Genomic DNA, 24139 nt, shown 5'->3' with positions numbered 1-24139 from the left:
GGTCCGCCGCCGCGCCTACCAGGCGTCGACGAAGGGCCGTACCGGTCGGTGCGATCGGTGCGGGTCGGCCTCGCCCGCGTCGAGGCCGCTGACCAGCCACTGCCGCGTCGCGGCCGGATCGATCACGGCATCGAGCTCCAGCGCCGCCGCGGCGTTGATGGCATGGCCGCGTTCGTACATCTGCGCCACCAGCTGCTGGTACAGCGCATCGCGCTGCGGCCCCGCCGGCAGCGCCTCCAGCTCCTTGCGGAAGCCGAGCCGGACCGCGCCCTCCAGCCCCATGCCGCCGAACTCACCGGTCGGCCACGACACCGTGAAGCTGGGCGCGCGGAAGCCGCCCGCGGCCATCGCCATCGCGCCCAGCCCATAGCCCTTGCGCAGCACCACCGCCAGGAACGGCACGCGCAGCTTGGCGCCGATCACGAACATGCGCGACACGTGGCGCACCTGGGCCCGGGCCTCGACCTCGGGGCCGACCATGAAGCCCGGCGTGTCGATCAGCGACACGATCGGCAGCCCGTGCGCGTTGCACACCTGCATGAAGCGCGCGGCCTTGTCGGCGGCGTCGGCGTCGATGGCGCCGCCGAGGTGGCGCGGATTGTTGGCGAGGATGCCCACCGGCCGGCCTTCGATGCGCGCCAGCGCGGTGTGGATGCCGGTGCCGAAGCCGGCGCGCAGCTCCAGCACGCTGCCGACGTCGGCCAGCCCGTCGATGGCGGCACGGGTGTCGTACACGCGCAGGCGGTTTTCGGGAACCACGTGGCGCAGCGCCAGCGGCTCGGGCGCCTGCCATGCTTCGATGCGGCCCTGGAACATCGACAGGTAGTGCTTCGCTGCGGCCACGGCCGCGGCTTCGTCGTCGACCAGCAGGTCGGCCACGCCGTTGTGGTACTGCACCGCGGCCGGGCCGATGTCCTCGGGCCGGAACACGCCGAGGCCGCCGCCTTCGATCATGGCTGGGCCGGCCATGCCGATATTGGCGTTGCGCGTGGCGACGATCAGGTCGCAGCAGCCCAGCAGCGCGGCATTGCCGGCGAAACAGCGCCCCGACGCGATGCCGACCACCGGCACCTCGCCGCTCAGCTCGGCGAAGGCGCCGAACGACGGCTGGTACAGGCCGGCCACGGTGGGGAAGTCGACATCGCCCGGGCGCCCGCCACCGCCCTCGGCAAAGATCACCGTGGGCAGGCGGTTGCGCAGCGCCACCTCCAGGATGCGGTCGGTCTTGGTGTGGTTGCGCTTGCCCTGGGTGCCGGCCAGCACCGTGGCGTCGTAGGCCAGTACCGCGCAGCGTGCGCGTTCTGGCGCAAACACGCTGCCGTTGACTGTGCCGGTGCCGGTGATCAGCCCGTCTGCGGGGGTATTGGCGATCAGGTCGGCCTCGCTGCGCCGGCTCGCCTGCGCCGCCAGCGCCAGGCCGCCATATTCGCGGAAGCTGCCGGCATCGCACAGGTCATCGACGTTCTCGCGCGCGGTGCGCTGGCCGCGCGCATGGCGGCGTGCCACCGCGTCGGGGCGGGCTGCGTCGTACAGGAAGGCATGGCGATCGAGCACGCGCTGCAGGTCGGGTCGGATCGCCGCGGGGTCGGCGCGTTCGGCGTCGACGCCGGCATGCGCGCCGGCGTCGGCGGGCTCCAGCACCAGCATCACCTGGCCTTCGGCCACCTGTTCGCCGGATGCGGTGCGCAGGTCGATCACGCGTCCCGGCTGCTCGGCCACGATGGCATGTTCCATCTTCATCGCATCGAGCACCGCCACGGTCTGGCCGGCCTTTACCACGTCGTTCTCGCGCGCCAGCTCGATCACGCGGCCGTTCATCGGCGCGCGCACCGCGCACAGGCCTTCGCCCAGCTGCTCTTCGAAGCTGGCGCTGCTCGACGTGGCCGCCACCGGTGCCACGGCCGCGCCCGCCAGCGCGTGCCTGGCCGCGTGCTGCGCGCCGATCTGCGCGGCGCGTTCCAGCAGCGCGGGCAGGGCCGTCTCCAGATAGCGGGTATGCACCTGCTGGCTGGCAAAGTCATCGCGCTCGGCCAGCGCCCGCAGCAGGTCAAGGTTGGTGGCGATGCCGGCGATATTGAATTCGGCCAGCGCGCGCTGCAGGCGCCGGACCGCGTCGGCGAAATGATCGCTGGCCGAGGTCACGATCAGCTTGGCCAGCAGCGTGTCGTAATGCGCGGACGGGGCATAGCCGGTATAGCCATGCGTGTCGACGCGCACGTCCGGTCCGGTGGGCGGATCGAAGCGCTCCAGCCGGCCCTGCGCCGGCCGCGCCAGCCCCTGCGCATCGGTGGCTTCGGCATTGACGCGCACCTGGATCGCATAGCCGCGCACGCGCGGCGGGTGCCGCGGATCCAGCCCCAGGTCGGGCAGGCGCCGGCCCTGGGCCAGTCCCAGCTGGACCGCCACCAGGTCGATCCCGGTGACCTGCTCGGTGACGGTGTGCTCCACTTGCAGGCGCGGATTGGCTTCGATAAAGACGAAGGGCAGGGCCGCGCCATCGCGGCTGGCGCCATGCTCGGGCTCTTCGACCAGGAACTCGAACGTGCCCAGGCTGCGGTAGCGCGCCTCGCGCGCCAGCGTGCAGGCGGCGTCGACGATGCGCTGGCGCAGCGCGGCATCGAGCGCTGGGCTGGGCGCGATCTCCACCACCTTCTGGAAGCGGCGCTGCAGCGTGCAGTCGCGCTCGCCCAGCGCGATCACGCTGTCGCCGTCGCCGGCGATCTGCACTTCGATATGGCGCGCGCGGGCCACCAGCCGCTCGGCGTAGAGGGCGTCGATGCCGAACGCCGAGCGGGCCTCGGAGCGGCAGCGCGCATAGGCTTCGGGCAGGGCGTCGCGCTCGCGCACCACGCGCATGCCGCGCCCGCCACCGCCGCCCACGGCCTTCAGCACCACGCCGGCGCCGTCCTGCTCGTCGAAGAACGCCGTCACCGCATCGAGCGTGGCGCCGCCCGGCGTGGCGGGCATCACCGGCACGCCGCAGCGGGCGGCCAGCGCCAGCGCGCGGCCCTTGTCGCCGAACAGGGCCAGGTGTTCAGGCTCGGGCCCGACAAAGACGATCTGCGCCGCCGCGCAGGCGCTGGCGAAATCGGCGCGCTCGCTGAGAAAACCGTAGCCGGGGTGGATGGCATCGCAGCCGGTGGCCCGCGCCGCGGCGAGGATGGCGTCGATGTCGAGATAGGCCGCCGCACCTTCGCCCTGCAGCGCGACGGCTTCGTCGGCGAGCAGGCGGTGCCGGCTGTTGGCGTCGTCGGTGGCATAGATGGCCACGGTGGCGATGCCGAGATCGCGGGCGGCGCGCTGCACGCGCAACGCGATCTCGCCGCGATTGGCGATCAATAGCTTCTTCACAAATGTCCCCTTCCATGCGAAGCGGCGGCACGCGAGTGCGCAAGCGGTCCGCGCTGCCGGCTTCTTGTTTTTGTGGTTTGTGATTCTGCGAGGTGGAATCTACGCGGCCAGCCAGGGGGTCACAAGCGCGATGCGCCGGAACCATGTATGACATGCCGCGTGTGCATAGAGCCGGGGAGAGGGAGGGGATTTGCCGCTGTTTTGTTCTGCATTGCAGAATTCAGGCGGCTGTGGCGGGCGAGATGTCGCGCCCCGGGGGCGGGGCGGCGATGCGCCGCCGAAGGAAACCGCGTCACGAGCGTGCCGCGGGATGCAACCCTCTCCCGCGTGTCGGAAGAGGGAACAGCGATACCGGACGATCAGCCGATGCGCATGCCCGGCACCGCGCCGCTGTGCGGCTCCAGGATGTACAGGCCGGGCGTGGCCTTTTCATCCGCGGCCGAGGCCGCCAGCACCATGCCTTCGGAGACGCCGAACTTCATCTTGCGCGGCGCCAGGTTCGCCACCACCACGGTCAGCTTGCCCACCAGCTGCTCGGGCGTGTAGGCCGACTGGATGCCGGAGAACACATTGCGGGTGCGGCCTTCGCCCAGGTCCAGCGTCAGCTGCAGCAGCTTGTTCGAGCCTTCCACCTTCTGGCATTCGACGATTTTCGCCACGCGCAGGTCGATCCTGGCGAAGTCGTCGATGGTGATGGTGTCGGCGATCGGCTCGATTGCGGCTGCGTTGGCGTTTGCGTTGGCGGCCGGCGCCGCGGTCGCCTGCAGCGATTCGCGATTGGCGGCTAGCAGCGCGTCGACCTGCTTGGCATCGACGCGCGTCATCAGGTGCTGGTAGGGCTGCACCGGGCTGGCGGCCGACAGCTGCTGGTCGATCGCGCGCCAGTCCAGCGGCGCGACGTTGAGGAAACGCTCCACGCCCGCGGCCACGTTGGGCACCACCGGCTTCAGGTAGATGGTCAGCAGGCGGAACGCCTCCAGCGAGACCGAGCACGCCGCATGCAGCGCGGCGCGCTTGCTGTCGTCCTTGGCCAGCTCCCACGGTTTCTCGGTGTCGACGAAGGCGTTGACGGCATCGGTCAGCTCCATCACCAGACGCAGCGCCTTGCTGTACTCGCGGCTTTCATACAGGTGCGCCACCTGGGGCGCGGCCTGGCGCAGCTGCTCCAGCAGCGGATGGGCCAGCGCGGCCTCATCGACCTTGCCGTCGAAGCGCTTGACCAGGAAGCCCGCGGCGCGGCTGGCGATGTTGACGTACTTGCCGATCAGGTCGCTGTTCACGCGCGCGATGAAGTCGTCGAGGTTCAGGTCGAGGTCTTCCATGCTGGCGTTGAGCTTGGCGGCGAAGTAGTAGCGCAGCCATTCCGGGTTCATGCCGGTGTCGATATAGCTCTGCGCGGTGATGAAGGTGCCGCGCGACTTGCTCATCTTGGCGCCGTCGACGGTCAGGAAGCCGTGGGCAAAGACATTGGTCGGGGTGCGGTAGCCCGAGAAGCGCAGCATCGCCGGCCAGAACAGCGTGTGGAAGTACAGGATGTCCTTGCCGATGAAGTGGTACTGCTCGGCGGTCGAGTGCGGGCCGACCCAGGCGTCGAAATCGATGCCGCGCTGCTGCGCCAGGTTCTTGAAGCTGGCGTAGTAGCCGATGGGCGCGTCCAGCCACACGTAGAAGTACTTCCCCGGCGCGCCCGGGATCTCGAAGCCGAAGTAGGGCGCATCGCGCGAGATGTCCCAGTCGGACAAGGTCGAGGCCTCGCCCTCGGCGCCCAGCCATTCCTGCATCTTGTTGGCGGCTTCGGGCTGCGCCAGGTCGGCTACCCACTCGCGCAGGAAGCTTTCGCAGCGCGGATCGGACAGCCTGAAGAAGTAGTGGGCCGACGACTTGCGCACGGGGGTGGCGCCCGACACCACCGAGTAGGGATTCTTCAGGTCGGTCGGCACGTAGGTGGTGCCGCATACCTCGCAGGAATCGCCGTACTGGTCCTTGGCGCCGCACTTCGGGCACTCGCCCTTGATGAAGCGGTCGGGCAGGAACATGTTCTTGACCGGGTCGTAGAACTGCTCGACCTCGCGCTCGGCGATCAGGTCCTCGGCCTTGAGGGCGAGGTAGATCTTTTCGCACAGCTCGCGGTTTTCTTCGGCGTCGGTGCTGTAGTAGTTGTCGAAGGACACCAGGAAGCTGTCGAAGTCGCGCTTGTGCTCGGTCCAGACGCGGTCGATCAGCTGCTTCGGGGTGATGCCTTCCTTCTCGGCACGCAGCATGACCGGGGTGCCGTGGGTGTCGTCGGCGCCGACGTAGTAGACCTCGTTGCCCATCATGCGCTGGAACCGCACCCAGATATCGGTCTGGATGTACTCCACCAGGTGGCCGATATGGATCTGGCCGTTGGCGTAGGGCAGGGCGGATGTGACGAGGATGCGACGTGCGGTCATAAACAGGGGCCGGTCAGGAGCGGGGAAATCGACGGGGACGGGCGCCAGCCAGGGAGGGGCGGGCGCGTGCCGGGAAGGGGCTATTTTAACAACTGGCCGGCCACCGCGCGGCGGTTCCGCATCGCGGAATGGGCGCGCCGCCGGATCCGTTCGGGCAAAAAAAAGCGCCGGTCAGAGCCGGCGCAGCTTTCCACAACGGAAAAGGAGGAGAAATCAGGTACCGCCCGGGAGGTCAGCCACCCATCGCGAGCCAGCAACGGTGGCAAGCGGCACCTGTTTCTATGACAGGGTCACCCTTGAATTGGTTTCAAAAAAATTTCGACGCGGCGATTTTGTGCCCGTCCGGCCTCGGTCGCGTTGTCCGCGACCGGCTGGCTCTGGCCGCGGCCTTCGGCGCTGAGCCGGTTGCGTGCGACGCCGCGTTCACCCAGATAGCCCGCCACGCTCTGGGCGCGGCGCTGCGACAGCTGCATGTTGTAGTTCGGATTACCCGTGCTGTCGGTATGGCCCACCACGTTGGCGCTGACGTCCTGGTGCTGGCCCAGGGTCTGCGCGACCTGGTCGAGCACCGAGCGGAACGACGGCTTGATGGTGGCGCTGTCGGTGTCGAAGGTGACCTGGCTGGGGATGTTGACCTTCAGCGAACCGTCCGGCTGCTCGGTGATCTGGGTGCCCGTGCCGGCGGTGTCCTTGTTGAGCTTGCCGCGGATCGCGTTCCAGTTGTAGCCGGTCGCGCCGCCGATGGCGCCGCCGACGGCCGCGCCTACCAGCGTGCCGGTGGTGTTGCCGCCGATCAGGTTGCCAAGCCCCGCGCCGACCGCGGCGCCGACGCCGGTACCCACCGCCGTGTGGGTTTGCTGTTCGGTGGCGCAGCCAGCGGCCAGCAGCGTGGCGGCGGCGAGCGAAACGGTAACGAGCTTGATCTTCATGCTTTCTCCTTCTGATGTTCCCGTAAATGTTCTTGGTACCGCGTGGCGATGTTAACGCCAAGGCAAGCGGCAGGTAACCCATTGTGCGCGTCGGCCCGGCCGGGCGCGGCACCGCTTGCGGTGTCGACGTGCCGGGCCGTCCAACCGCACTACAATATGGATATGGCGGCGCGCGCACAAGTGCAAGCTTGTGAGATTTGTAATTGTCTGTAATCCCCCACCCGACAGAGGGGATTGCACGCGGGCTTCCGGCGTTCATGGCCGGTGCTGCATACTTTGATACATTAGGCGCAGGCCATCATGCGCCCGTTCCCCACATACCAAGCGGAGTTTGTCTTGAGCCTCAGCACTGAGCAGGTTACCGAAGCCCTGCGCACCGTCATCGACCCCAATACGGGCAAGGACCTGGTGTCCACCCGTTCTGCCCGGAACATCCGCATCGATGGCGGCGAGGTATCGCTGGAGGTGGAGCTCGGCTACCCCGCCAAGAGCCAGTTCGACCCGATCCGCAAGCTGGTGGTGGCCGCGGTCCGGCAGTTGCCGGGCGTGACCAATGTCAGCGTGGCCGTGAGCATGAAGATCGTCGCCCACGCGGTGCAGCGCGGCGTCAAGCTGCTGCCGGGCGTGAAGAACGTGATTGCGGTGGCGTCGGGCAAGGGCGGGGTGGGCAAGTCGACCACGGCCGTGAACCTGGCGCTGGCGCTGGCGGCCGAAGGCGCGCGCGTGGGCATGCTCGACGCTGACATCTACGGCCCCAGCCTGCCGATGATGCTGGGCATCGACGGGCGCCCGGAGTCCGCCGACGGCCAGACCATGGAGCCGCTGGAGGGCCACGGCCTGCAGGCCAACTCGATCGGCTTCCTGATCGAGCAGGACAATCCCATGGTGTGGCGCGGCCCGATGGTGACCTCGGCGCTGGAGCAGCTGCTGCGCCAGACCAACTGGCGCGACCTCGATTACCTGATCGTCGACATGCCGCCGGGCACCGGCGACGTGCAGCTGACGCTGTCGCAGAAGGTGCCGGTCACCGGCGCGGTGATCGTGACCACGCCGCAGGACATCGCGCTGCTCGACGCCAAGAAGGGCCTGAAGATGTTCGAGAAGGTGGGCATCCCCATCCTGGGCATCGTCGAGAACATGGCGGTCTATTGCTGCCCGAACTGCGGCCATGTCGAGCATATCTTCGGCCACGGCGGCGGCGAAAAGATGTGCGCCGACTACGGCGTGGACCTGCTCGGCAGCCTGCCGCTGAACCTGAGCATCCGCGAGCAGGCCGATTCCGGCCGCCCGACCGTGGTTGCCGAACCCGACAGCCCGGTGGCCGAGATGTACCGTGCCATCGCGCGCAAGGTGGCGATCAAGGTCGCCGACAAGGCGCGCGACATGACCAGCAAGTTCCCCAGCATCGTCGTGCAGAACACCTGATCCCCGCCTGCCGCCATGGACAGCCAGCCCACCGTCACCCTGCCGCCGCCCGGCGCCCGCCCCGCCGTCACCATGGCCGTGGTGATGCGCAAGGTGGCGCTGGCGAATCGCTGGCAACCCTGGAAATGGCAGCTGGACGCGGTGCTGCCCGACCTGGGCGAGTTCGGCACGCAGCCGGTATGCCTTGAGCACGATGCCCACGGCGCGCGCTGGCTGTACCCGGGCTACGAGGTGGAGTTGTTCCGCGACCAGGGCGAGGGCTATTACCTGAACCTGAGCTCGGCCACGCCGTGCTGGTTCGTGCTGTGGCGCATGCCCGAGGATGAAGGCAGGGGCGACGCAGATGATGCGCACCCGGTGCCGGTCACCGTGGCGCTGTCGTACAACGAGGCCGGGCGCTGGCTGGATGCCGGCGAGACCGTCGAGAACGTGCCGCTCGCGCCGGAGCAGCGCGACTGGCTGCAGGCCTACGTCAACGAACATTACCGGCCCGAGCCCAAGCAGCGGCGCCGGCCCGAGTCCTTCAAGGCGCCCGACCAGCGCGCCCGCTACTGATCCCTGACACCATCGAGAAGCGGCCCCTGCCCATGAGCGAATCGTCCTTCCTGTCGCGTTGGTCGCGCCGCAAGGCCGCGGTGCGCGAGGGCGTGGCTGTTCCCGCCGAACCGCCGCTGCCCCCGCAGCCCGAGGCCGAGGCAGTCCCGGCCACCGTCGACGCCGCCCCCGAGGCGCCGCAGAGCCCGCCGCCGACGCTGGCCGATGTCGCGGCGCTGCGGCCCGGTGACGAGATCGCCCGCTTCGTTGCGCGCGGCGTGGACGAATCGGTCAAGCGGGCCGCGCTGAAGACACTGTTTGCCGATCCGCACTTCAATGTGATGGACGGGCTCGACATCTATATCGACGACTACAGCAAGCCCGACCCGATCCCGCCCGAGATCCTGCGCCAGCTGCGCCAGGCGGAGACGCTGGGCCTGTTCGAGCCGACCGACGAAGAACGCGCCGCGGCCGAAGCCGCGGCCCGGCTGTCGCAGCCGGAACAGGTACCGCCGGCTGCGCAAACGGAAGCGGAGCAGGAACCGCATCCGGCGGGTCCGGCACCAGGCGAGGCCGCCGACGCGCCGCTGGTGCAGGCCGATGCGCCGGCAGGCACCGAAACGCCGCCGCCTCACGCCGGTCAAAGCGAACAACAGGGCCAGCAAGACCCGCGGCAAGATCCGCATAATCGCGCGTAGCCCCAGGGGGCAGCGCAGCCTACAATAGGCATCCCCACAATCCGCCGGCCCGCAGACCCCCGCCAAGAAGGGACGTCCGGACCGGTCAGCCGCACTCGCCATGCCGACGCTGATCTGCAATTGCAACGACACCATGCCGCTGGACGGGGCGGCATTGTCCGACGCAACCCGCGACGCCAGCCAGGGACCGCTCAAGGTCCATCGACTGCTGTGCCGGCGCGAAATCGGTGACTTCACCGCCGCGCTGGACGGCACCGACGACGTGATCGTCGCCTGCACCCAGGAGCGCCAGCTCTTTACCGAGGTGGCCGCGCAAGCCGCGCAGGGCCGCGATGGCCAGGCGGTGGTGACCGCGCCGGTGCGCTTCGTCAATATCCGCGAAACCGGCGGCTGGTCACAGGGTGCTCGGCGCGACCCCAGGACCGCCAATGCCAAGATCGCCGCGCTGCTGGCAGTGGCGGCGCTGCCCGAACCCGAACCGGTGCCGGTGGTGGACTACCGCAGCGACGGCGCGGTGCTGGTGCTGGGGCCGGCCGCGCGCGCGCTGCCTTGGGCCGAGCGGCTGGCGGCAATGCAGCTCGAAGTCACGGTGCTGCTGACCGGCGGCGACCCGCGCGACGGCACCGCCGCGCAGCCCGCCGCGCGCGCATATCCGGTCCACAGCGGCCAGTTGGCCGCGCTGACCGGCTGGCTCGGCGCCTTCGAGGCCAGCTGGGAAACCGGCGCGGGCCGCAGCAACCCGATCGACCTGGACCTGTGCACGCGCTGCAATGCCTGCATCGATGCCTGTCCCGAGGGCGCGATCGACTTCAGCTACCAGATCGACCTGTCGCGCTGCCGCGCGCATCGCGACTGCGTGCGCGCCTGCGGCGCCGCCGCGGCGATCGACTTCGACCGCCCGCAGGGCACCGGCACGGGCCGCTTCGACCTGGTCTTCGACCTGTGCGACACGCCCGCCTTCACCATGCACCAGCCGCCGCAGGGCTACCTGCATGCGGGCGCCGATCCCGCGCGGCAGCAGGCCCAGGCGCTGGCGCTGGCCGGGCTGGTGGGCGAGTTCGAGAAGCCCAAGTTCTTCCGCTACAAGGAAAGCCTGTGCGCGCACGGCCGCAACCAGACCACCGGCTGCACCGCCTGCATCGATATCTGCTCGACCCAGGCCATCACCTCGCGCTGGCATGACGGCAAGGGCCGCATCGAGGTCACGCCCAACCTGTGCATGGGCTGCGGCGCCTGCACCACGGTCTGCCCCAGCGGTGCCATCAGCTACGGTTACCCCGGCCCCGAGACTACCGGCGCGCGGCTGCGCACGCTGCTGTCCACCTACCGGCAAGCCGGCGCACGCGATCCGGTGGTGCTGCTGCACGGCGAGGAATCCGGCACGCCCGCGCTGCTGGCACTGGGCCGCGCCGCCCGCGGCGGCAAGGCGCAGGGTGTGCCCGCGCAGGTCATGCCGCTGTCGCTGTTCCATCCGGCCTCGGTGGGGCTGGAGCTGTGGCTGGCCGCGCTGTGCTGGGGCGCCAGCCGCGTCGCCGTGCTGCTGACCGGCGACGAGGCCCCGCAATACCGCACCGCGCTGCTTGAGCAGATGGCGGTCGGGCGCGCGCTGCTGTCGGGCCTGGGTTATGACGACGAGGCGCTGTCGCTGGTCGAGGCCGCCAACACCGAAGCGCTCGATGCCGGCCTCGCGGCGCTGCGTCCGGCGCGCAACGCGCTGCCGCCCGCGACCTTCGGCCCGGTCGCGGCCAAGCGCGAGCTGCTCGACTTCACGCTGGACCACCTGGTGCGCCATGCGCCGTCGCCGGCGCAGAGCGTGCCACTGCCGGCGGGCGCGCCCATCGGCGCCATCGCCGTCGATACCGGCAAGTGCACCTTGTGCCTGGCGTGCGTCGGCGCGTGCCCGTCGCAGGCGCTGCGCGACAACCCCGAGCGCCCGGTGCTCAGCTTTATCGAGCGCAACTGCGTGCAGTGCGGGCTGTGCCAGAAGACCTGCCCGGAGGACGCCGTGACCCTGGTGCCACGCCTGCTGGCAGGCGACGCGGCCCGGCGCCCGGTCACGCTCAACGAGGCCCAGCCGTTCCATTGCGTGCGCTGCGCCAAGCCGTTCGGCACGGCGCAGATGGTCGAGTCGATGCTGGTGCGCCTGGCCGGCCATCCGGCCTTTGCCGGCGCCGCCGCGGAGCGGCTCAGGATGTGCCCCGACTGCCGCGTGGTGGACATGATGGAACGCGACCCCGGCGCCGTCACCGGCGCCACCCTGCGCTGAGACCCGGCCCGGGCCACCGGGCACAATTCATCACGACATGACAGATTTCCAGCCGATCCAGCTCACCGCCGCACCGCCCGCCGATCCCGCGGACAGCGAAGACACTGCCCGCGCCGACCTGTACGGGCTGCTGGCGACGCTGTTCTACCGCGCGCCGGACGCGGCCTTGCTGCATCACATCGCGGCCAACCGGGCCGTGGGCGTAGACGCGCAGACCGTGCTGGGCAAGGCGTGGAATGCGTTGTGCGACGCAGCATCCGAGACCACCGCGGCCGAGGCCGAGGAGGAGTACCGGCAGCTGTTCGTCGGCGTGGGACGCCAGGACGTGTTCCTCTACGGCTCGTTCTATATGACGGGCTTCCTCAACGAGCGCCCGCTGGTGGCACTGCGCGAGGACCTGGCCCGCTACGGGCTGGAGCGCCACGAAGGCGTCAGCGAGACCGAGGACCACATCGCCACGCTGTGCGAGGTGATGCGCTTCCTGGTGGCCGGTGACGACCTGTCGGTGTCCAACCTGGGCGAGCAGCAGCGCTTCTATGCGAAGCATATGCAGCCCTGGATCGAGCCCTTGTGCGAGGCGGTGGCGGCGCATCCGCAGGCGCGCTTCTATCGCAGCGTGGCCGGACTGCTGGGCACCTTCGCCGGGGTCGAGGCGGTGGCGCTCGAGATGAGCTGAGCGCGGAACCGATGCGGCGCAAGCCGCAGGTTTCTTAGCTCAAGTTGGAGCAGAAGGTAAGGAAAAACCCGTGCTTGTCATGGTCTTTCCTTCCAGTTGAATCTAGAATATGCATAACAACGCATAACGGCACAACCATCGGGGTTTGACAACCGAGGAGCCCCCACATGAGAGAAAAGCCAACCAGGGTCGCGCGCCGCACGTTTCTCGCGGGCGCCGGAGTTGTAGCCGCCGCCACCGGTGCGGCAGCGCTGAGCGCGCGCGCACCCGCCATGCCGGGCCAGGCTGCAGCCCTGCCGGAACCCACCGATCCACCATCGGACAGCAAGGGTTACCGGGTCTCCGACCACATCCGCAAGTATTACCGGACCACGCTGGTGTAACTGCCACGGCGGCGTGGTCTGGCGCGCCGCCCGCAACCGGACGCTACCAATCGTCCGTTTCTGAGGTGAGACATGATCTTGACCCGCAAACGCGCGGCGCAGGGCGCATCCGCCCGCCTCGCTGATGGCCTCGGCCATCGATCCGACTCCGGGCGCGAATCCGCCGGCGCAAGCTCCGGCCGGCTCTCCCAACGACTCGCGGCCAGCCTGGCCGGCGCCATGCCGACCATGGACCGCCGCAGCTTCCTCAAGCGCTCCGGCATCGGCGTCGGCGCCGGCCTCGCGGCCGCGCAGCTGACGCTGCTGCGCAAGGCCGACGCCGCCGACGACAAGAAGGCCGCCGGCGACGGCAAGACCGGCATCGTGGTCAGGCGCACCGTGTGCGGCCACTGCTCGGTTGGGTGCGCGGTCGACGCAGTGGTGCAGAACGGGGTGTGGATCCGCCAGGAGCCGGTGTTCGATTCGCCCCTCAACATGGGCGCGCACTGTGCCAAGGGCGCGGCGCTGCGCGAGCACGGCCACGGCGAATACCGGCTCAAGTACCCGATGAAGCTGGTCAACGGCAAATACCAGCGCATCGGCTGGGACCAGGCGCTCGACGAGATCACCGCAAAGATGAAGGAGATCCGCCAGCAGAGCGGCCCGGACTCGATGTTCTTCGTCGGGTCTTCCAAGCACAGCAACGAGCAGTCCTACCTGATGCGCAAGTGGGTGTCGTTCTTCGGCACCAACAATACCGACCACCAGGCGCGCATCTGCCACTCCACTACCGTGGCGGGCGTGGCCAACACCTGGGGCTACGGTGCGATGACGAACTCGTACAACGACATGCAGAACTCGAAGGCTGCGTTGTATATCGGTTCGAACGCGGCCGAGGCGCACCCGGTGTCGATGCTGCACCTGCTGCATGCCAAGGAGAACGGCTGCAAGGTGATCGTGGTCGATCCGCGCTTCACGCGCACCGCGGCCAAGGCGCACCATTACGTGCGGATCCGCTCGGGCACCGATATCGCTTTCCTGTTCGGCGTGCTGTACCACATCTTCAAGAACGGCTGGGAAGACCAGAAGTACCTGAACGACCGTGTCTACGGCATGGACAAGGTCAAGGAAGAGGTGCTGGCCAAGTGGACCCCCGACAAGGTCGAGGAGGTCACTGGCGTGCCCGAGGCCCAGGTCTACCTGGTGGCCGAGACCATGGCCAAGAACCGCCCCAGCACGCTGGTGTGGTGCATGGGCCAGACCCAGCACACCATCGGCAACGCGATGGTGCGCGCCTCGTGCATCGTGCAGCTGGCGCTGGGCAATATCGGCGTGTCGGGCGGCGGCGCCAACATCTTCCGCGGCCACGACAACGTGCAGGGCGCCACCGACGTGGGCCCCAACCCCGATTCGCTGCCGGGCTACTACGGCCTGGCCACCGGCGCGTGGAAGCACTACGCGGCGGTCTGGGGCGTGGACTACGAATGGATCAAGAAGCAGTTCGTGTCGCAGGCGATGATGGAGAAGTCCGGCACCACGGTGTCGCGCTGGATCGATATCGTCACCGAGAAGAACGAGCTGATCGACCAGGACAACAACGTACGCGGCGTGTTCTTCTGGGGCCATGCCCCGAACTCGCAGACGCGCGGCCTGGAAATGAAGAAGGCGCTCGACAAGCTCGACCTGCTGGTGGTGGTGGACCCGTACCCGTCGGCGACCGCGGCCATGGCCAACATGCCGCCGGCCGAGGGCGACAAGGTCAACCCCAACCGCGCGGTGTACCTGCTGCCGGCGGCGACGCAGTTCGAGACCTCGGGCTCGTGCACGGCCTCGAACCGCTCGCTGCAATGGCGCGAGAAGGTGATCGAGCCGCTGTTCGAATCGATGCCCGACCACACCATCATGCAGGCGTTCGCCGACAAGCTCGGCTTCGGCAAGGAGCTGTCGAAGAACTACAAGATGATCGAGGTCAAGCGGGCCGGCCGGACCTGGATGGAGCCGGAGCCGGAATCGATCCTGCGCGAGATCAACGCCAGCAACTGGACCATTGGCTACACCGGCCAGTCGCCCGAACGCCTGAAGTCGCACATGCGCAATATGCAGATGTTCGACGTCAAGACGCTGCGCTGCAAGTCGGGCAAGGACCCGGTCACCGGCTATGACCTGACCGGCGACTACTTCGGACTGCCATGGCCGTGCTACGGCACGCCGGAGCTCAAGCATCCGGGCTCGCCCAACCTGTACGACACCACCAAGCACGTGATGGACGGCGGCGGCAACTTCCGCGCCAACTTCGGCGTGGAGCGCGACGGCGTCAACCTGCTGGCCGAGGATGGTTCATTCTCGCTGGGCGCGGAGATCACCACCGGCTATCCCGAGTTCGACCACGTGCTGCTGAAGAAGCTGGGCTGGTGGGACGACCTGACCGATGCCGAGAAGGCCAAGGCCGAGGGCAAGAACTGGAAGACCGACCTGTCCGGCGGCATCCAGCGCGTGGTGATGAAGAACCATGGCTGCCATCCGTTCGGCAATGCCAAGGCGCGCGCAGTGGTATGGAACTTCCCGGACCCGATCCCGCAGCACCGCGAGCCGCTGTACTCCACCCGTCCCGACATGGTCGCGAAGTACCCGACCCACGACGACAAGATGGCGTTCTGGCGGCTGCCGACGCTGTACAAGTCGGTGCAGCAGCGCAACATCGAGAACAAGGTGGCCGAGAAGTTCCCGATCATCCTGACTTCGGGGCGGCTGGTCGAGTACGAGGGCGGGGGCGAGGAAACCCGTTCCAACCCGTGGCTGGCGGAACTGCAGCAGGAGAACTTCGTCGAGATCAATCCGCGCGCCGCGTCCGACCGCGGCATCCGCAACGGCGACTACTGCTGGGTCAAGACGCCGACCGGCGCCAGGCTGAAGGTACGCGCGCTGGTCACGGAGCGGGTCGGGCCGGATACCGCCTTTGTCCCGTTCCACTTCTCGGGCTGGTGGCAGGGCAAGGACCTGAAGGACTACTACCCCGAGGGCGCGATGCCGGTGGTGCGCGGCGAAGCGGTCAACACCGCCACCACATACGGCTATGACTCGGTGACGATGATGCAGGAAACCAAGACCACCATTTGCCAGATCGAGCGGTTTGCCTAAGCGCAGAGGAACACCATGGCACGCATGAAATTTATCTGTGACGCCGAGCGCTGCATCGAGTGCAACAGCTGCGTCACTGCCTGCAAGAACGAGCACGAGGTGCCCTGGGGGGTGAACCGGCGCCGCGTGGTCACGGTCAACGACGGCATGGTCGGCGCCGAGAAATCGATCTCGGTGGCCTGCATGCACTGTTCGGACGCGCCCTGCATGGCGGTCTGCCCGGTCGACTGCTTCTACCGCACCGAGGATGGCGTGGTGCTGCACGACAAGGACGTCTGCATCGGCTGCGGCTACTGCTCGTACGCCTGCCCGTTCGGCGCGCCGCAGTTTCCGTCGACCGGCACCTTCGGAGTGCGCGGCAAGATGGACAAGTGCACCTTCTGCGCCGGCGGCCCGGAGAAAAACGGCTCGGAAGCCGAGTTCGAGAAATACGGCCGCAACCGGCTCGCCGAAGGCAAGCTGCCGCTGTGCGCCGAGATGTGCTCGACCAAGGCGCTGCTGGGCGGCGACGGCGACGTGATTGCCGACATCCTGCGCAACCGCGTGATCAAGCGCGGCACCGGCGGCGACGTGTTCGGCTGGGGCACCGCCTATGGCAATGCCCAGGCCGGCGCGCAGCCCGCGGCACCGGCGCAGCAGCCCGCGCCGGCACCAGCCGTGCCCGCCGCGCCGACCGCGCCGGCAGCCACGGCACCCGCAGGAGGGAAAGCGTCATGAATCGCATCCGCGTCGTTGCACTGGTGTCGCTGTGCGGCGTGCTGCTGGCCGCGTGCGGCGAGAAGCCGCAGACCATCGGCCCGTCGCACCGCAAGGCCGACGCCCAGGCTTTCCAGGGCGCCCCGGACGATCCGTTCGTGGCCAAGGGCTGGACCGCGGGCGACCGCAACAGCTGGAACAACCAGATCCGCCAGCGCAACCAGTTGCAGAACGAGTACACCCGGGTGCAATGACCGCGCCGCCGTGTGGACTTCCCGCCCGCCGGGAACTGAAGGAGGGGCTATGACGCCGTCGCACAATCGATGCCGCGCCGCAGGCTGGCGTGGCTGGCGGGGTTGGCTGACTGCCGGCGCGCTGGCGCTGGCCGCGGCCGGCAATGCCGTGGCACAGGCCCCGGCACCCGCGCCCGGGCCGTCGACCGGACCGGCCACCGCATCGGCCAGCGCCGACGCCAACAACCCGGCCACGCATCCGGCCCAGCCGCTGGCCGGCATTGCGTCACAGAACATCTTCGACATCCCGCCACGCGACATCGCCGCCGAGGCCAGGTCGCAGCAGCAGCGCAGCGTCACGCAGCCCGGCAACAACGCGCCGATGTGGCGCGAGGTCAATTCCGACGAGCGCCACTACAGCAGCCTGCCCGACAAGGAAGCGGGGGTGCTGATCCAGCGCACCGGCCAGTCGTGGCGGCTGTTCCGCAACGGCGTCATCACGGTCTGGGGCGGCTGGCTGCTGCTGATCGTGCCGGTGGCGATCCTCGGCTTCTTCCTGTGGCGCGGCACCATCCCGCTGCGCACGCCCAAGACCGGCCGCATGATCGAGCGCTTTACCCCGCTCGAGCGCATCGTGCACTGGACCATGGCGATTTCCTTCGTGGTGCTGGCGGTGTCGGGCATCGTGATGCTGCTGGGCAAGCATTTCCTGCTGCCGCTGATGGGCCATATGCTGTTCGGCTGGCTCAGCTACATCCTGAAGAACCTGCACAACGTGGTGGGGCCGATCTTCACGCTGTCGGTGATCGTCGCCTTCGTGGTGTTCCTGCGGGACAACCTGCCCAGCCGCGACGACGTCCGCTGGGTCACCAGCCTCGGCGGGCTGGCCTCGGGCAGGCACGTGCCGAGCGGGCGCTTCAACGCCGGCGAGAAGATGTGGTTCTGGGTGGGCGTGTTCGTGTTCGGCCTGGTGCTGTCGGCTTCGGGATGGGTGCTCGACATGATCGTGCCCGGCATGGACTACTACCGCGCCACCATGCAGATCGCCAACGTGATCCACGCGATCTCGGCCGTGCTGATGACTGCCATGGCGTGCGGCCATATCTATATGGGCACCATCGGCATGGAAGGCGCGTACCGCGCCATGCGCGATGGCTGGGTCGACGAGGCGTGGGCCAAGGAGCACCACGAGCTCTGGTACGACGACATCAAATCCGGCAAGATCCCGGCCCAGCGTTCGGCCAGCCCGGATGCCGCCGCTGTCCGGCCGGCGCGGCAGAGTCCCGGCGAAGCCTGACGCAGGCCTGGCGAGCGGTCCCCCACGACACAGCACGAATCCTGAACCATGACACGCATCCTGACGCTGATTGCCGTAGCCGGTGCCGCCTGCGCGGCCTTCGCCCCGGACGCGCTGGCCAAGCTGCCCGCGCCGACCGAAGCCCAGCAGGCCAAGGCCGCCGAGACCAAAGCGCGCGCCGCCTGGTCCGACAAGGTCGCGGCCTACCAGCTGTGCCGTGCCCAGGACAAGATCGCCGCGCATTACCTGGCCGACCGCAAGGCGCACGGGCAGCAGGCGCGCGAGCCGATGCAGACCGCCGCCTGCGCCGATCCGGGACCGTTTGCGGCGCCGGCCCCGGCCATCGCCAGCACCGCCGGTGCGCCCGCGGCAGGCGCGGTACAATCCCCCGCAAAGGCGCCGTAACTTCTGCCCCCTGCATGCCGCTCGGGGCTTCACCCGCAGCCCCGAGTCCCTCGTCATGACCTTGCGTCCCGAGCTTACCCAGGCAGCCGTTCCCCTGATCGAAGAGGTTGAAGTCGTCGACGAGCAAGGGCGCGTGCGCGCGGCCTACCTGCCGGGCGAGCGGCCGCTGACGGTCTATCTCGACAAGCGCGAGCTGGTCACGCTGATGACGCTTGGCGGCGCGCCCGAGCACCTGGTGCTGGGCTACCTGCGCAACCAGCGCCTGGTGGAATCGATCGAGGACATTGCCGCAGTGCAGGTCGACTGGGAAACCGAATCGGCCGCGGTAACCACCCGCACCGGCGTCGACCGCATCGAGGAGCGCACCGCGCGCCGCGTGGTGACTACCGGCTGCGGCCAGGGCACCGTGTTCGGCTCGCTGCTGGACGAGGTCGACAGCATCCGCCTGCCGGTTGGCGCCACACTCGACCAGGACACCCTGTACGGCATCATCGACACCATCCGGCTGCAGCAGTCGGTGTACAAGCAGGCCGGCTCGGTGCATGGCTGCGCGCTGTTCCAGGGCACCGAGCTGCTGATGTTCGTCGAGGACGTCGGCCGCCACAATGCTGTCGACGCAATTGCCGGGCGCATGTGGCTCGAAGGCATGAGCGGCGGCGACAAGATCTTCTACACCACCGGACGCCTGACTTCCGAAATGGTGATCAAGGGCGCGCAGATGGGCATCCCGTTCCTGCTGTCGCGCTCGGGTGTGACGCAGATGGGCTACCAGATGGCCCGCCGCGTCAACCTGACGCTGTTCGCGCGCTGCACCGGCAAGCACTTCCTGCTCTATACCGGGCGCGAGCGCTTCCGTCACCGCCAGCCCGAAGATATCGTGGCGTAACAGCCACTTGCACGGCGACTTCCACGCTTGAAGGGCTCGCGCCGATTGGTTGTACAATGCGGCGCACTCCGAGCCGTCTATCCTCCCAACCTTATGAGCATCAAATCCGACAAATGGATCCGCCGCATGGCGGAGCAGCACGGCATGATCGAGCCGTTCGAGCCAGGCCAGGTCCGGGAGGCCGACGGCCGCAAGATCGTGTCGTACGGCACCTCGAGCTACGGCTACGACATCCGCTGCGCCGACGAATTCAAGATCTTCACCAATATCAACAGCACCATCGTCGACCCGAAGAACTTCGACGAGAAGTCGTTCGTCGACTTCAAGGGCGAGGTCTGCATCATTCCGCCCAACTCGTTCGCGCTGGCGCGCACGATGGAATACTTCCGCATCCCGCGCAGCGTGCTGACCATCTGCCTGGGCAAGAGCACCTACGCCCGCTGCGGCATCATCGTCAACGTGACGCCGTTCGAGCCGGAATGGGAAGGCTATGTGACGCTGGAGTTTTCGAACACCACGCCGCTGCCGGCCAAGATCTACGCCGGCGAGGGCTGCGCCCAGGTATTGTTCTTCGAGAGCGACGAGATCTGCGAGACCTCGTATGCCGACCGGGGCGGCAAGTACCAGGGCCAGCACGGTGTCACACTGCCGAAGACCTGAGCGCATTACAATCCGGCGTTTGCCGGCACGGCGAGCCCGCCAGGGCCGCCAAACCTGACGTGAGAGCCACATGCCGCCGTCGCAGGGGAACCCCTGCGGGCCATGTGGCTCAAGTCCTTTATGTCCTGCTTTCCATCAAGGATGCCCGATGAAATTCCGCTTCCCCGTCATCATCATTGACGAAGACTTCCGCTCCGAGAACATCTCCGGCTCCGGCATCCGCGCGCTGGCCGAGGCGATCGAGAAAGAGGGCATGGAAGTCATGGGGCTGACCAGCTACGGCGACCTGACCTCGTTCGCCCAGCAGGCCAGCCGGGCATCGACCTTTATCGTGTCGATCGACGACGACGAGTTCGCCAGCGACAGCGAGGAGCTCGAGGCCGCCGCGATCGAGAAGCTGCGCGCCTTCGTTACCGAAGTGCGCCGTCGTAACTCCGACCTGCCGATCTTCCTGTACGGCGAGACCCGCACCTCGCGCCATATCCCCAACGATATCCTGCGCGAGCTGCACGGCTTCATCCACATGTTCGAGGACACGCCCGAGTTCGTGGCGCGCCACATCATCCGCGAAGCCAAGGTCTACCTGGACACGCTGGCGCCGCCGTTCTTCAAGGCGCTGATCGACTATGCGCAGGACAGTTCGTATTCGTGGCACTGCCCCGGGCACTCGGGCGGCGTGGCGTTCCTGAAGAGCCCGGTGGGCCAGGTGTTCCACCAGTTCTTCGGCGAGAACATGCTGCGCGCCGACGTCTGCAACGCCGTCGACGAACTGGGCCAGCTGCTGGACCACACCGGCCCTGTGGCCGCGTCGGAGCGCAATGCCGCGCGCATCTTCAACTCCGACCACATGTATTTCGTCACCAACGGCACTTCCACCTCGAACAAGATGGTGTGGCATGCCAACGTGGCGCCGGGCGACATCGTGGTGGTGGACCGCAACTGCCACAAGTCGATCCTGCACGCGATCATGATGACGGGCGCCATCCCGGTGTTCCTGATGCCGACGCGCAACCACTACGGCATCATCGGCCCGATCCCGAAGAGCGAATTCGATCCGCAGACGATCAGGAAGAAGATCGCCAACCACCCGTTCGCCAGCAAGGCCAAGAACCAGAAGCCGCGCATCCTGACCATCACCCAGGGCACCTACGACGGCGTGCTGTACAACGCCGAGCAGATCAAGGAGATGCTGGCGGCCGAGATCGACACGCTGCACTTCGATGAAGCCTGGCTGCCGCACGCGGCGTTCCACGACTTCTATCGCAACATGCACGCGATCGGCAAGGACCGCCCGCGCAGCAAGGACGCGCTGGTGTTCGCCACGCAGTCGACGCACAAGCTGCTGGCCGGGCTGTCGCAAGCCTCGCAAATCCTGGTGCAGGATTCCGAGACGCGCAAGCTGGACCGCTACCGCTTCAATGAAGCGTACCTGATGCATACCTCGACCAGCCCGCAATACTCGATCATCGCCTCGTGCGACGTGGCCGCGGCGATGATGGAAGCGCCGGGCGGCACCGCGCTGGTCGAGGAGAGCATCCAGGAAGCGATGGATTTCCGCCGCGCCATGCGCAAGGTCGAGGGCGACTACGATGCCGGCAACAACGGCGACTGGTGGTTCAAGGTGTGGGGCCCGGACGCACTGATCGAAGACGGCATCGGCGACCGCGAAGAATGGATGCTCAAGGCCAACGAGCGCTGGCACGGCTTCGGCGACCTGGCCGACGGCTTCAACCTGCTCGACCCGATCAAGGCCACCATCATCACCCCGGGCCTGGACGTCGACGGCGAGTTCAGCGAGCGCGGCATCCCGGCCGCCATCGTCACCAAGTACCTGGCCGAGCACGGCATCATCATCGAGAAGACCGGGCTGTACTCGTTCTTCATCATGTTTACCATCGGCATCACCAAGGGCCGCTGGAACTCGCTGGTGACCGAGTTGCAGCAGTTCAAGGACGACTACGACCAGAACCAGCCGCTGTGGCGCGTGCTGCCGGAATTCGTCGCCAAGTATCCGCAGTACGAGCGCATGGGCCTGCGTGACCTGTGCGATGCGATCCACAGCGTGTACAAGGCCAACGACGTCGCGCGCGTGACCACTGAGATGTACCTGTCGGACATGGAGCCGGCGATGAAGCCGTCGGACGCGTGGGCCATGATGGCCCACCGCGAGATCGAGCGCGTGCCGGTCGACGACCTGGAAGGCCGTGTCACCGCCATCCTGCTGACCCCGTACCCGCCGGGCATCCCGCTGCTGATCCCGGGCGAGCGCTTCAACCGCACCATCGTGCAGTACCTGAAGTTCGCGCGCGAGTTCAACAAGCTGTTCCCCGGCTTCGAGACCGATATCCACGGCCTGGTGGAGGACGAGGTCGACGGCAAGAAGGCGTACTTCGTCGACTGCGTGAAGCAGGGCGCCTGAAGCGCCAAGCGGCTCCCGCCGATGCAGCAAGGGCCCCGCCATGGCGGGGCCCTTTCCTTTTGCGCTAGCTGAACGGATTCACCACCATCGTGCCGGTGCCGCGGAAGTCCGCGACATTGCGCGTGACGATGGTGAGGCGGTGGATCAGCGCGGTGGCGGCGATGAACTTGTCCAGCGCGTGCTCGGGCCGCGCCGCGCGCAACTGGCCCCAGACCTGGGCGACCTCGGCATCGACCGGCAGCACCTGCCGGCCGAAGTCCTCCAGCACATGGGCCAGCCAGCGCTCCAGCAGCGCCGCCTGCCCCGCGTCGCCGCGATGGCGGATCAGTGCCACGCCGCGCTGGAGTTCGCCCACGGTCAGCGCCGACAGGTAGAGCGCGGCCCCATCGCGCGCAGCCTGCCGGAAGAAGGCGCGGACACCGGGGTTGGCGCGCTCCCGCTTGCGGGTCTCGCTGATGACGTTGGTATCAATCAAATACACGCGGCGCCTCGCCCGTATCCTGGATGCGCTCGAAGTCGGCGTCCTGCCCGACGTCCGGCATGCCTGACAGCACCTCGGCAAAGCTGCGCCGGGCCGTGCCGCCCAGCGCCTGCGCCAGGATGGCGCGGTGTTCGGCCTCGGCGCTGCGGCCATTGGCGACGGCCTGCTCGCGCAGGCGCTGGACCAGCGCTTCATCGACGCCACGAACCAGTAGGGTTGCCATCGTGAACTCCTCACCGTTGGATGGTGGGATGATAGCATTGTTATCATTACGGCGGTCACGTATCGATGGCAGGCAGTAGATCGGGGTCGCGGCGAAGTGCCCCGCGCATTTGATGCTCGGCATGGTGTTCTCCTGGGTCATGGGCTGAACGCAGGAACCAGTCTGGGCCGTGCCGGCCCGCTGGTCGATGAGCCGATTCGCAATTGCGCGGGTTGGCGCGCCGCGACGCCGATGCCATCGTGTCAGCGCTGCGCCAGCACTTCCTCCAGCGTCACGTGCCCTTGGAAGCCGCCCTGGCTTTGCGCCGGCGCCTGGCGCTCGATGGCATGGGCGAAGCGCACCGCCGGATCGGCTTCCAGCTGGTTGTAGAGGCGCTGCAGGTTCGGGAAGTCCTCGACGTTCAGCACCTTGTGGTACTTCGTCCAGCGCGCGATGCCGCTGAAGTAGGCGTCGGCCACGGTGCGGTGCTCGCCCAGCAGCCAGGGCCGCTCGCCCAGCATGGCTTCGAGTTCCTGATGCACATGGCGGACCTGCTCGGTGCCGTAGCGGACCAGCGCCGGCCGGTCGGTCTCGTCGACACCCTCCAATGCATGCCAGAGCGGGGCAAAGGCGCCGAAGTAGCTGGTGTTGAGGTAAGCCAGTTGCTGGTTGAGCCGGTCGAAATCGCGCGTGCCCTGGGCAAAGCCAAGCTTGCGCTCGATGCCGAGCGCGCCGATATGGTTGAGGATCGCCATGCTTTCGCTGAGGAAATTGCCTTGCGCGTCCATCAGCGTCGGCGTTTCGCCTACCGGGTTGATCTGGCGGTAGGCATCGCTGGTCACGACTTCGGGCATCTCGATGCGGCTCAGGCGATAGGGCTGGCCAAGCCATTCCAGCGCCACGATCGAGCCGAACGAGCAGCCCGAGGGAACGCCGTAGAAGAGGGTGGGGGTAGTCATGGGTAGTTCTCCTGGATTCGGTTGGGGCCCGCCGATCGGGCACAGGTGAACTGTAGATGCATGGACTTTGCGTGAGTAGTAGGCAAAAAT

At 67.8% G+C, this 24139-nt stretch carries 20 protein-coding genes; 14 read left to right on the top strand and 6 right to left on the bottom strand.

Annotated features, from left to right (window positions below):
- Positions 1 to 15: 15 nt before the first annotated feature.
- The 3 genes from ACEI37_RS23425 to ACEI37_RS23415 form a co-directional block, all read right to left on the bottom strand.
- Complete coding sequence (locus tag ACEI37_RS23425; RefSeq protein ID WP_373378362.1) at positions 16 to 3351, bottom strand: carboxyl transferase domain-containing protein; 3336 nt, start codon at positions 3349 to 3351, stop codon at positions 16 to 18.
- 359 nt (positions 3352 to 3710) lie between these two features.
- The gene (metG, locus tag ACEI37_RS23420) at positions 3711 to 5783 is read right to left on the bottom strand and encodes a methionine--tRNA ligase (RefSeq protein WP_373378361.1); all 2073 of its coding nucleotides are present in this window, start codon (positions 5781 to 5783) and stop codon (positions 3711 to 3713) included.
- 290 nt (positions 5784 to 6073) lie between these two features.
- Positions 6074 to 6712 (bottom strand): OmpA family protein, encoded by a 639-nt coding sequence (locus ACEI37_RS23415; RefSeq protein WP_373378360.1) that lies wholly within the window; start codon positions 6710 to 6712, stop codon positions 6074 to 6076.
- A 336-nt stretch (positions 6713 to 7048) separates the two neighbouring features.
- On the opposite strand from ACEI37_RS23415, the gene apbC reads away from it, so the two are divergent.
- The 14 genes from apbC (at position 7049) to ACEI37_RS23345 (ending at position 22407) form a co-directional block, all read left to right on the top strand.
- Positions 7049 to 8137, top strand: a complete 1089-nt coding sequence (gene apbC / locus ACEI37_RS23410; protein WP_373378359.1) for an iron-sulfur cluster carrier protein ApbC — start codon at positions 7049 to 7051, stop codon at positions 8135 to 8137.
- Between the two features lie 15 nt (positions 8138 to 8152).
- Complete coding sequence (locus ACEI37_RS23405; RefSeq protein ID WP_373378358.1) at positions 8153 to 8692, top strand: DUF3305 domain-containing protein; 540 nt, start codon at positions 8153 to 8155, stop codon at positions 8690 to 8692.
- Between the two features lie 32 nt (positions 8693 to 8724).
- Positions 8725 to 9369, top strand: coding sequence for a DUF3306 domain-containing protein (locus ACEI37_RS23400; RefSeq protein WP_373378357.1), 645 nt, complete (start codon positions 8725 to 8727; stop codon positions 9367 to 9369).
- 100 nt (positions 9370 to 9469) lie between these two features.
- Positions 9470 to 11635 carry a 4Fe-4S binding protein gene (locus tag ACEI37_RS23395; protein ID WP_373378356.1) on the top strand — a complete coding sequence of 722 codons (2166 nt, stop codon included), beginning with the start codon at positions 9470 to 9472 and terminating at the stop codon, positions 11633 to 11635.
- A gap of 37 nt (positions 11636 to 11672) precedes the next feature.
- Positions 11673 to 12311 (top strand): molecular chaperone, encoded by a 639-nt coding sequence (locus tag ACEI37_RS23390; protein WP_373378355.1) that lies wholly within the window; start codon positions 11673 to 11675, stop codon positions 12309 to 12311.
- 167 nt (positions 12312 to 12478) lie between these two features.
- Complete coding sequence (locus tag ACEI37_RS23385; RefSeq protein WP_062801520.1) at positions 12479 to 12694, top strand: formate dehydrogenase; 216 nt, start codon at positions 12479 to 12481, stop codon at positions 12692 to 12694.
- 72 nt (positions 12695 to 12766) lie between these two features.
- Positions 12767 to 15811, top strand: a complete 3045-nt coding sequence (locus ACEI37_RS23380; RefSeq protein ID WP_373378354.1) for a molybdopterin-dependent oxidoreductase — start codon at positions 12767 to 12769, stop codon at positions 15809 to 15811.
- Between the two features lie 15 nt (positions 15812 to 15826).
- Positions 15827 to 16528 (top strand): formate dehydrogenase FDH3 subunit beta, encoded by a 702-nt coding sequence (gene fdh3B / locus ACEI37_RS23375; RefSeq protein ID WP_373378353.1) that lies wholly within the window; start codon positions 15827 to 15829, stop codon positions 16526 to 16528.
- On the top strand, positions 16525 to 16761 hold the full coding sequence (locus tag ACEI37_RS23370; protein WP_373378352.1) for a hypothetical protein: 237 nt from the start codon (positions 16525 to 16527) through the stop codon (positions 16759 to 16761). The genes fdh3B and ACEI37_RS23370 overlap by 4 nt, the downstream gene beginning before the upstream one ends.
- A gap of 49 nt (positions 16762 to 16810) precedes the next feature.
- Positions 16811 to 18037 carry a formate dehydrogenase subunit gamma gene (locus ACEI37_RS23365; RefSeq protein ID WP_373378351.1) on the top strand — a complete coding sequence of 409 codons (1227 nt, stop codon included), beginning with the start codon at positions 16811 to 16813 and terminating at the stop codon, positions 18035 to 18037.
- Between the two features lie 48 nt (positions 18038 to 18085).
- A complete protein-coding gene (locus tag ACEI37_RS23360; protein WP_373378350.1) occupies positions 18086 to 18442 on the top strand; it encodes a hypothetical protein in 357 nt (118 codons plus the stop codon).
- A 55-nt stretch (positions 18443 to 18497) separates the two neighbouring features.
- Complete coding sequence (locus tag ACEI37_RS23355; RefSeq protein ID WP_373378349.1) at positions 18498 to 19328, top strand: formate dehydrogenase accessory sulfurtransferase FdhD; 831 nt, start codon at positions 18498 to 18500, stop codon at positions 19326 to 19328.
- A 93-nt stretch (positions 19329 to 19421) separates the two neighbouring features.
- Positions 19422 to 19988: a dCTP deaminase gene (gene dcd, locus ACEI37_RS23350; protein ID WP_018008077.1), complete on the top strand. Its 567-nt coding sequence runs from the start codon at positions 19422 to 19424 to the stop codon at positions 19986 to 19988.
- Between the two features lie 148 nt (positions 19989 to 20136).
- A complete protein-coding gene (locus ACEI37_RS23345) occupies positions 20137 to 22407 on the top strand; it encodes an arginine/lysine/ornithine decarboxylase (RefSeq protein ID WP_112774404.1) in 2271 nt (756 codons plus the stop codon).
- 64 nt (positions 22408 to 22471) lie between these two features.
- On the opposite strand, the gene ACEI37_RS23340 is transcribed toward ACEI37_RS23345, so the two are convergent.
- The 3 genes from ACEI37_RS23340 to ACEI37_RS23330 all read right to left on the bottom strand — a co-directional run bounded on the left by ACEI37_RS23340 (position 22472) and on the right by ACEI37_RS23330 (position 24049).
- The gene (locus ACEI37_RS23340) at positions 22472 to 22888 is read right to left on the bottom strand and encodes a type II toxin-antitoxin system VapC family toxin (protein WP_373378348.1); all 417 of its coding nucleotides are present in this window, start codon (positions 22886 to 22888) and stop codon (positions 22472 to 22474) included.
- Positions 22875 to 23111: a DNA-binding protein gene (locus ACEI37_RS23335; RefSeq protein WP_252675954.1), complete on the bottom strand. Its 237-nt coding sequence runs from the start codon at positions 23109 to 23111 to the stop codon at positions 22875 to 22877. The genes ACEI37_RS23340 and ACEI37_RS23335 overlap by 14 nt, the downstream gene beginning before the upstream one ends.
- Positions 23112 to 23353: 242 nt before the next feature.
- A complete protein-coding gene (locus ACEI37_RS23330) occupies positions 23354 to 24049 on the bottom strand; it encodes a glutathione S-transferase family protein (RefSeq protein ID WP_373378347.1) in 696 nt (231 codons plus the stop codon).
- Positions 24050 to 24139 lie beyond the last annotated feature (90 nt).

This window comes from Cupriavidus nantongensis, assembly GCF_041726985.1.
Classification (GTDB): Bacteria; Pseudomonadota; Gammaproteobacteria; order Burkholderiales; family Burkholderiaceae; genus Cupriavidus; species Cupriavidus nantongensis_A.
This window is presented reverse-complemented; position numbering and strand designations above follow the sequence as displayed.

What these genes read in the sequence shown, in the direction of transcription:
- metG (WP_373378361.1), bottom strand. Translation starts at nt 5,783, where the DNA reads ATGACCGCACGTCGCATCCTCGTCACATCCGCCCTGCCCTACGCCAAC.
- ACEI37_RS23415 (WP_373378360.1), bottom strand. Translation starts at nt 6,712, where the DNA reads ATGAAGATCAAGCTCGTTACCGTTTCGCTCGCCGCCGCCACGCTGCTG.
- ACEI37_RS23405 (WP_373378358.1), top strand. Translation starts at nt 8,153, where the DNA reads ATGGACAGCCAGCCCACCGTCACCCTGCCGCCGCCCGGCGCCCGCCCC.
- ACEI37_RS23400 (WP_373378357.1), top strand. Translation starts at nt 8,725, where the DNA reads ATGAGCGAATCGTCCTTCCTGTCGCGTTGGTCGCGCCGCAAGGCCGCG.
- ACEI37_RS23395 (WP_373378356.1), top strand. Translation starts at nt 9,470, where the DNA reads ATGCCGACGCTGATCTGCAATTGCAACGACACCATGCCGCTGGACGGG.
- ACEI37_RS23390 (WP_373378355.1), top strand. Translation starts at nt 11,673, where the DNA reads ATGACAGATTTCCAGCCGATCCAGCTCACCGCCGCACCGCCCGCCGAT.
- ACEI37_RS23385 (WP_062801520.1), top strand. Translation starts at nt 12,479, where the DNA reads ATGAGAGAAAAGCCAACCAGGGTCGCGCGCCGCACGTTTCTCGCGGGC.
- ACEI37_RS23380 (WP_373378354.1), top strand. Translation starts at nt 12,767, where the DNA reads ATGATCTTGACCCGCAAACGCGCGGCGCAGGGCGCATCCGCCCGCCTC.
- fdh3B (WP_373378353.1), top strand. Translation starts at nt 15,827, where the DNA reads ATGGCACGCATGAAATTTATCTGTGACGCCGAGCGCTGCATCGAGTGC.
- ACEI37_RS23370 (WP_373378352.1), top strand. Translation starts at nt 16,525, where the DNA reads ATGAATCGCATCCGCGTCGTTGCACTGGTGTCGCTGTGCGGCGTGCTG.
- ACEI37_RS23365 (WP_373378351.1), top strand. Translation starts at nt 16,811, where the DNA reads ATGACGCCGTCGCACAATCGATGCCGCGCCGCAGGCTGGCGTGGCTGG.
- ACEI37_RS23360 (WP_373378350.1), top strand. Translation starts at nt 18,086, where the DNA reads ATGACACGCATCCTGACGCTGATTGCCGTAGCCGGTGCCGCCTGCGCG.
- ACEI37_RS23355 (WP_373378349.1), top strand. Translation starts at nt 18,498, where the DNA reads ATGACCTTGCGTCCCGAGCTTACCCAGGCAGCCGTTCCCCTGATCGAA.
- dcd (WP_018008077.1), top strand. Translation starts at nt 19,422, where the DNA reads ATGAGCATCAAATCCGACAAATGGATCCGCCGCATGGCGGAGCAGCAC.
- ACEI37_RS23345 (WP_112774404.1), top strand. Translation starts at nt 20,137, where the DNA reads ATGAAATTCCGCTTCCCCGTCATCATCATTGACGAAGACTTCCGCTCC.
- ACEI37_RS23335 (WP_252675954.1), bottom strand. Translation starts at nt 23,111, where the DNA reads ATGGCAACCCTACTGGTTCGTGGCGTCGATGAAGCGCTGGTCCAGCGC.
- ACEI37_RS23330 (WP_373378347.1), bottom strand. Translation starts at nt 24,049, where the DNA reads ATGACTACCCCCACCCTCTTCTACGGCGTTCCCTCGGGCTGCTCGTTC.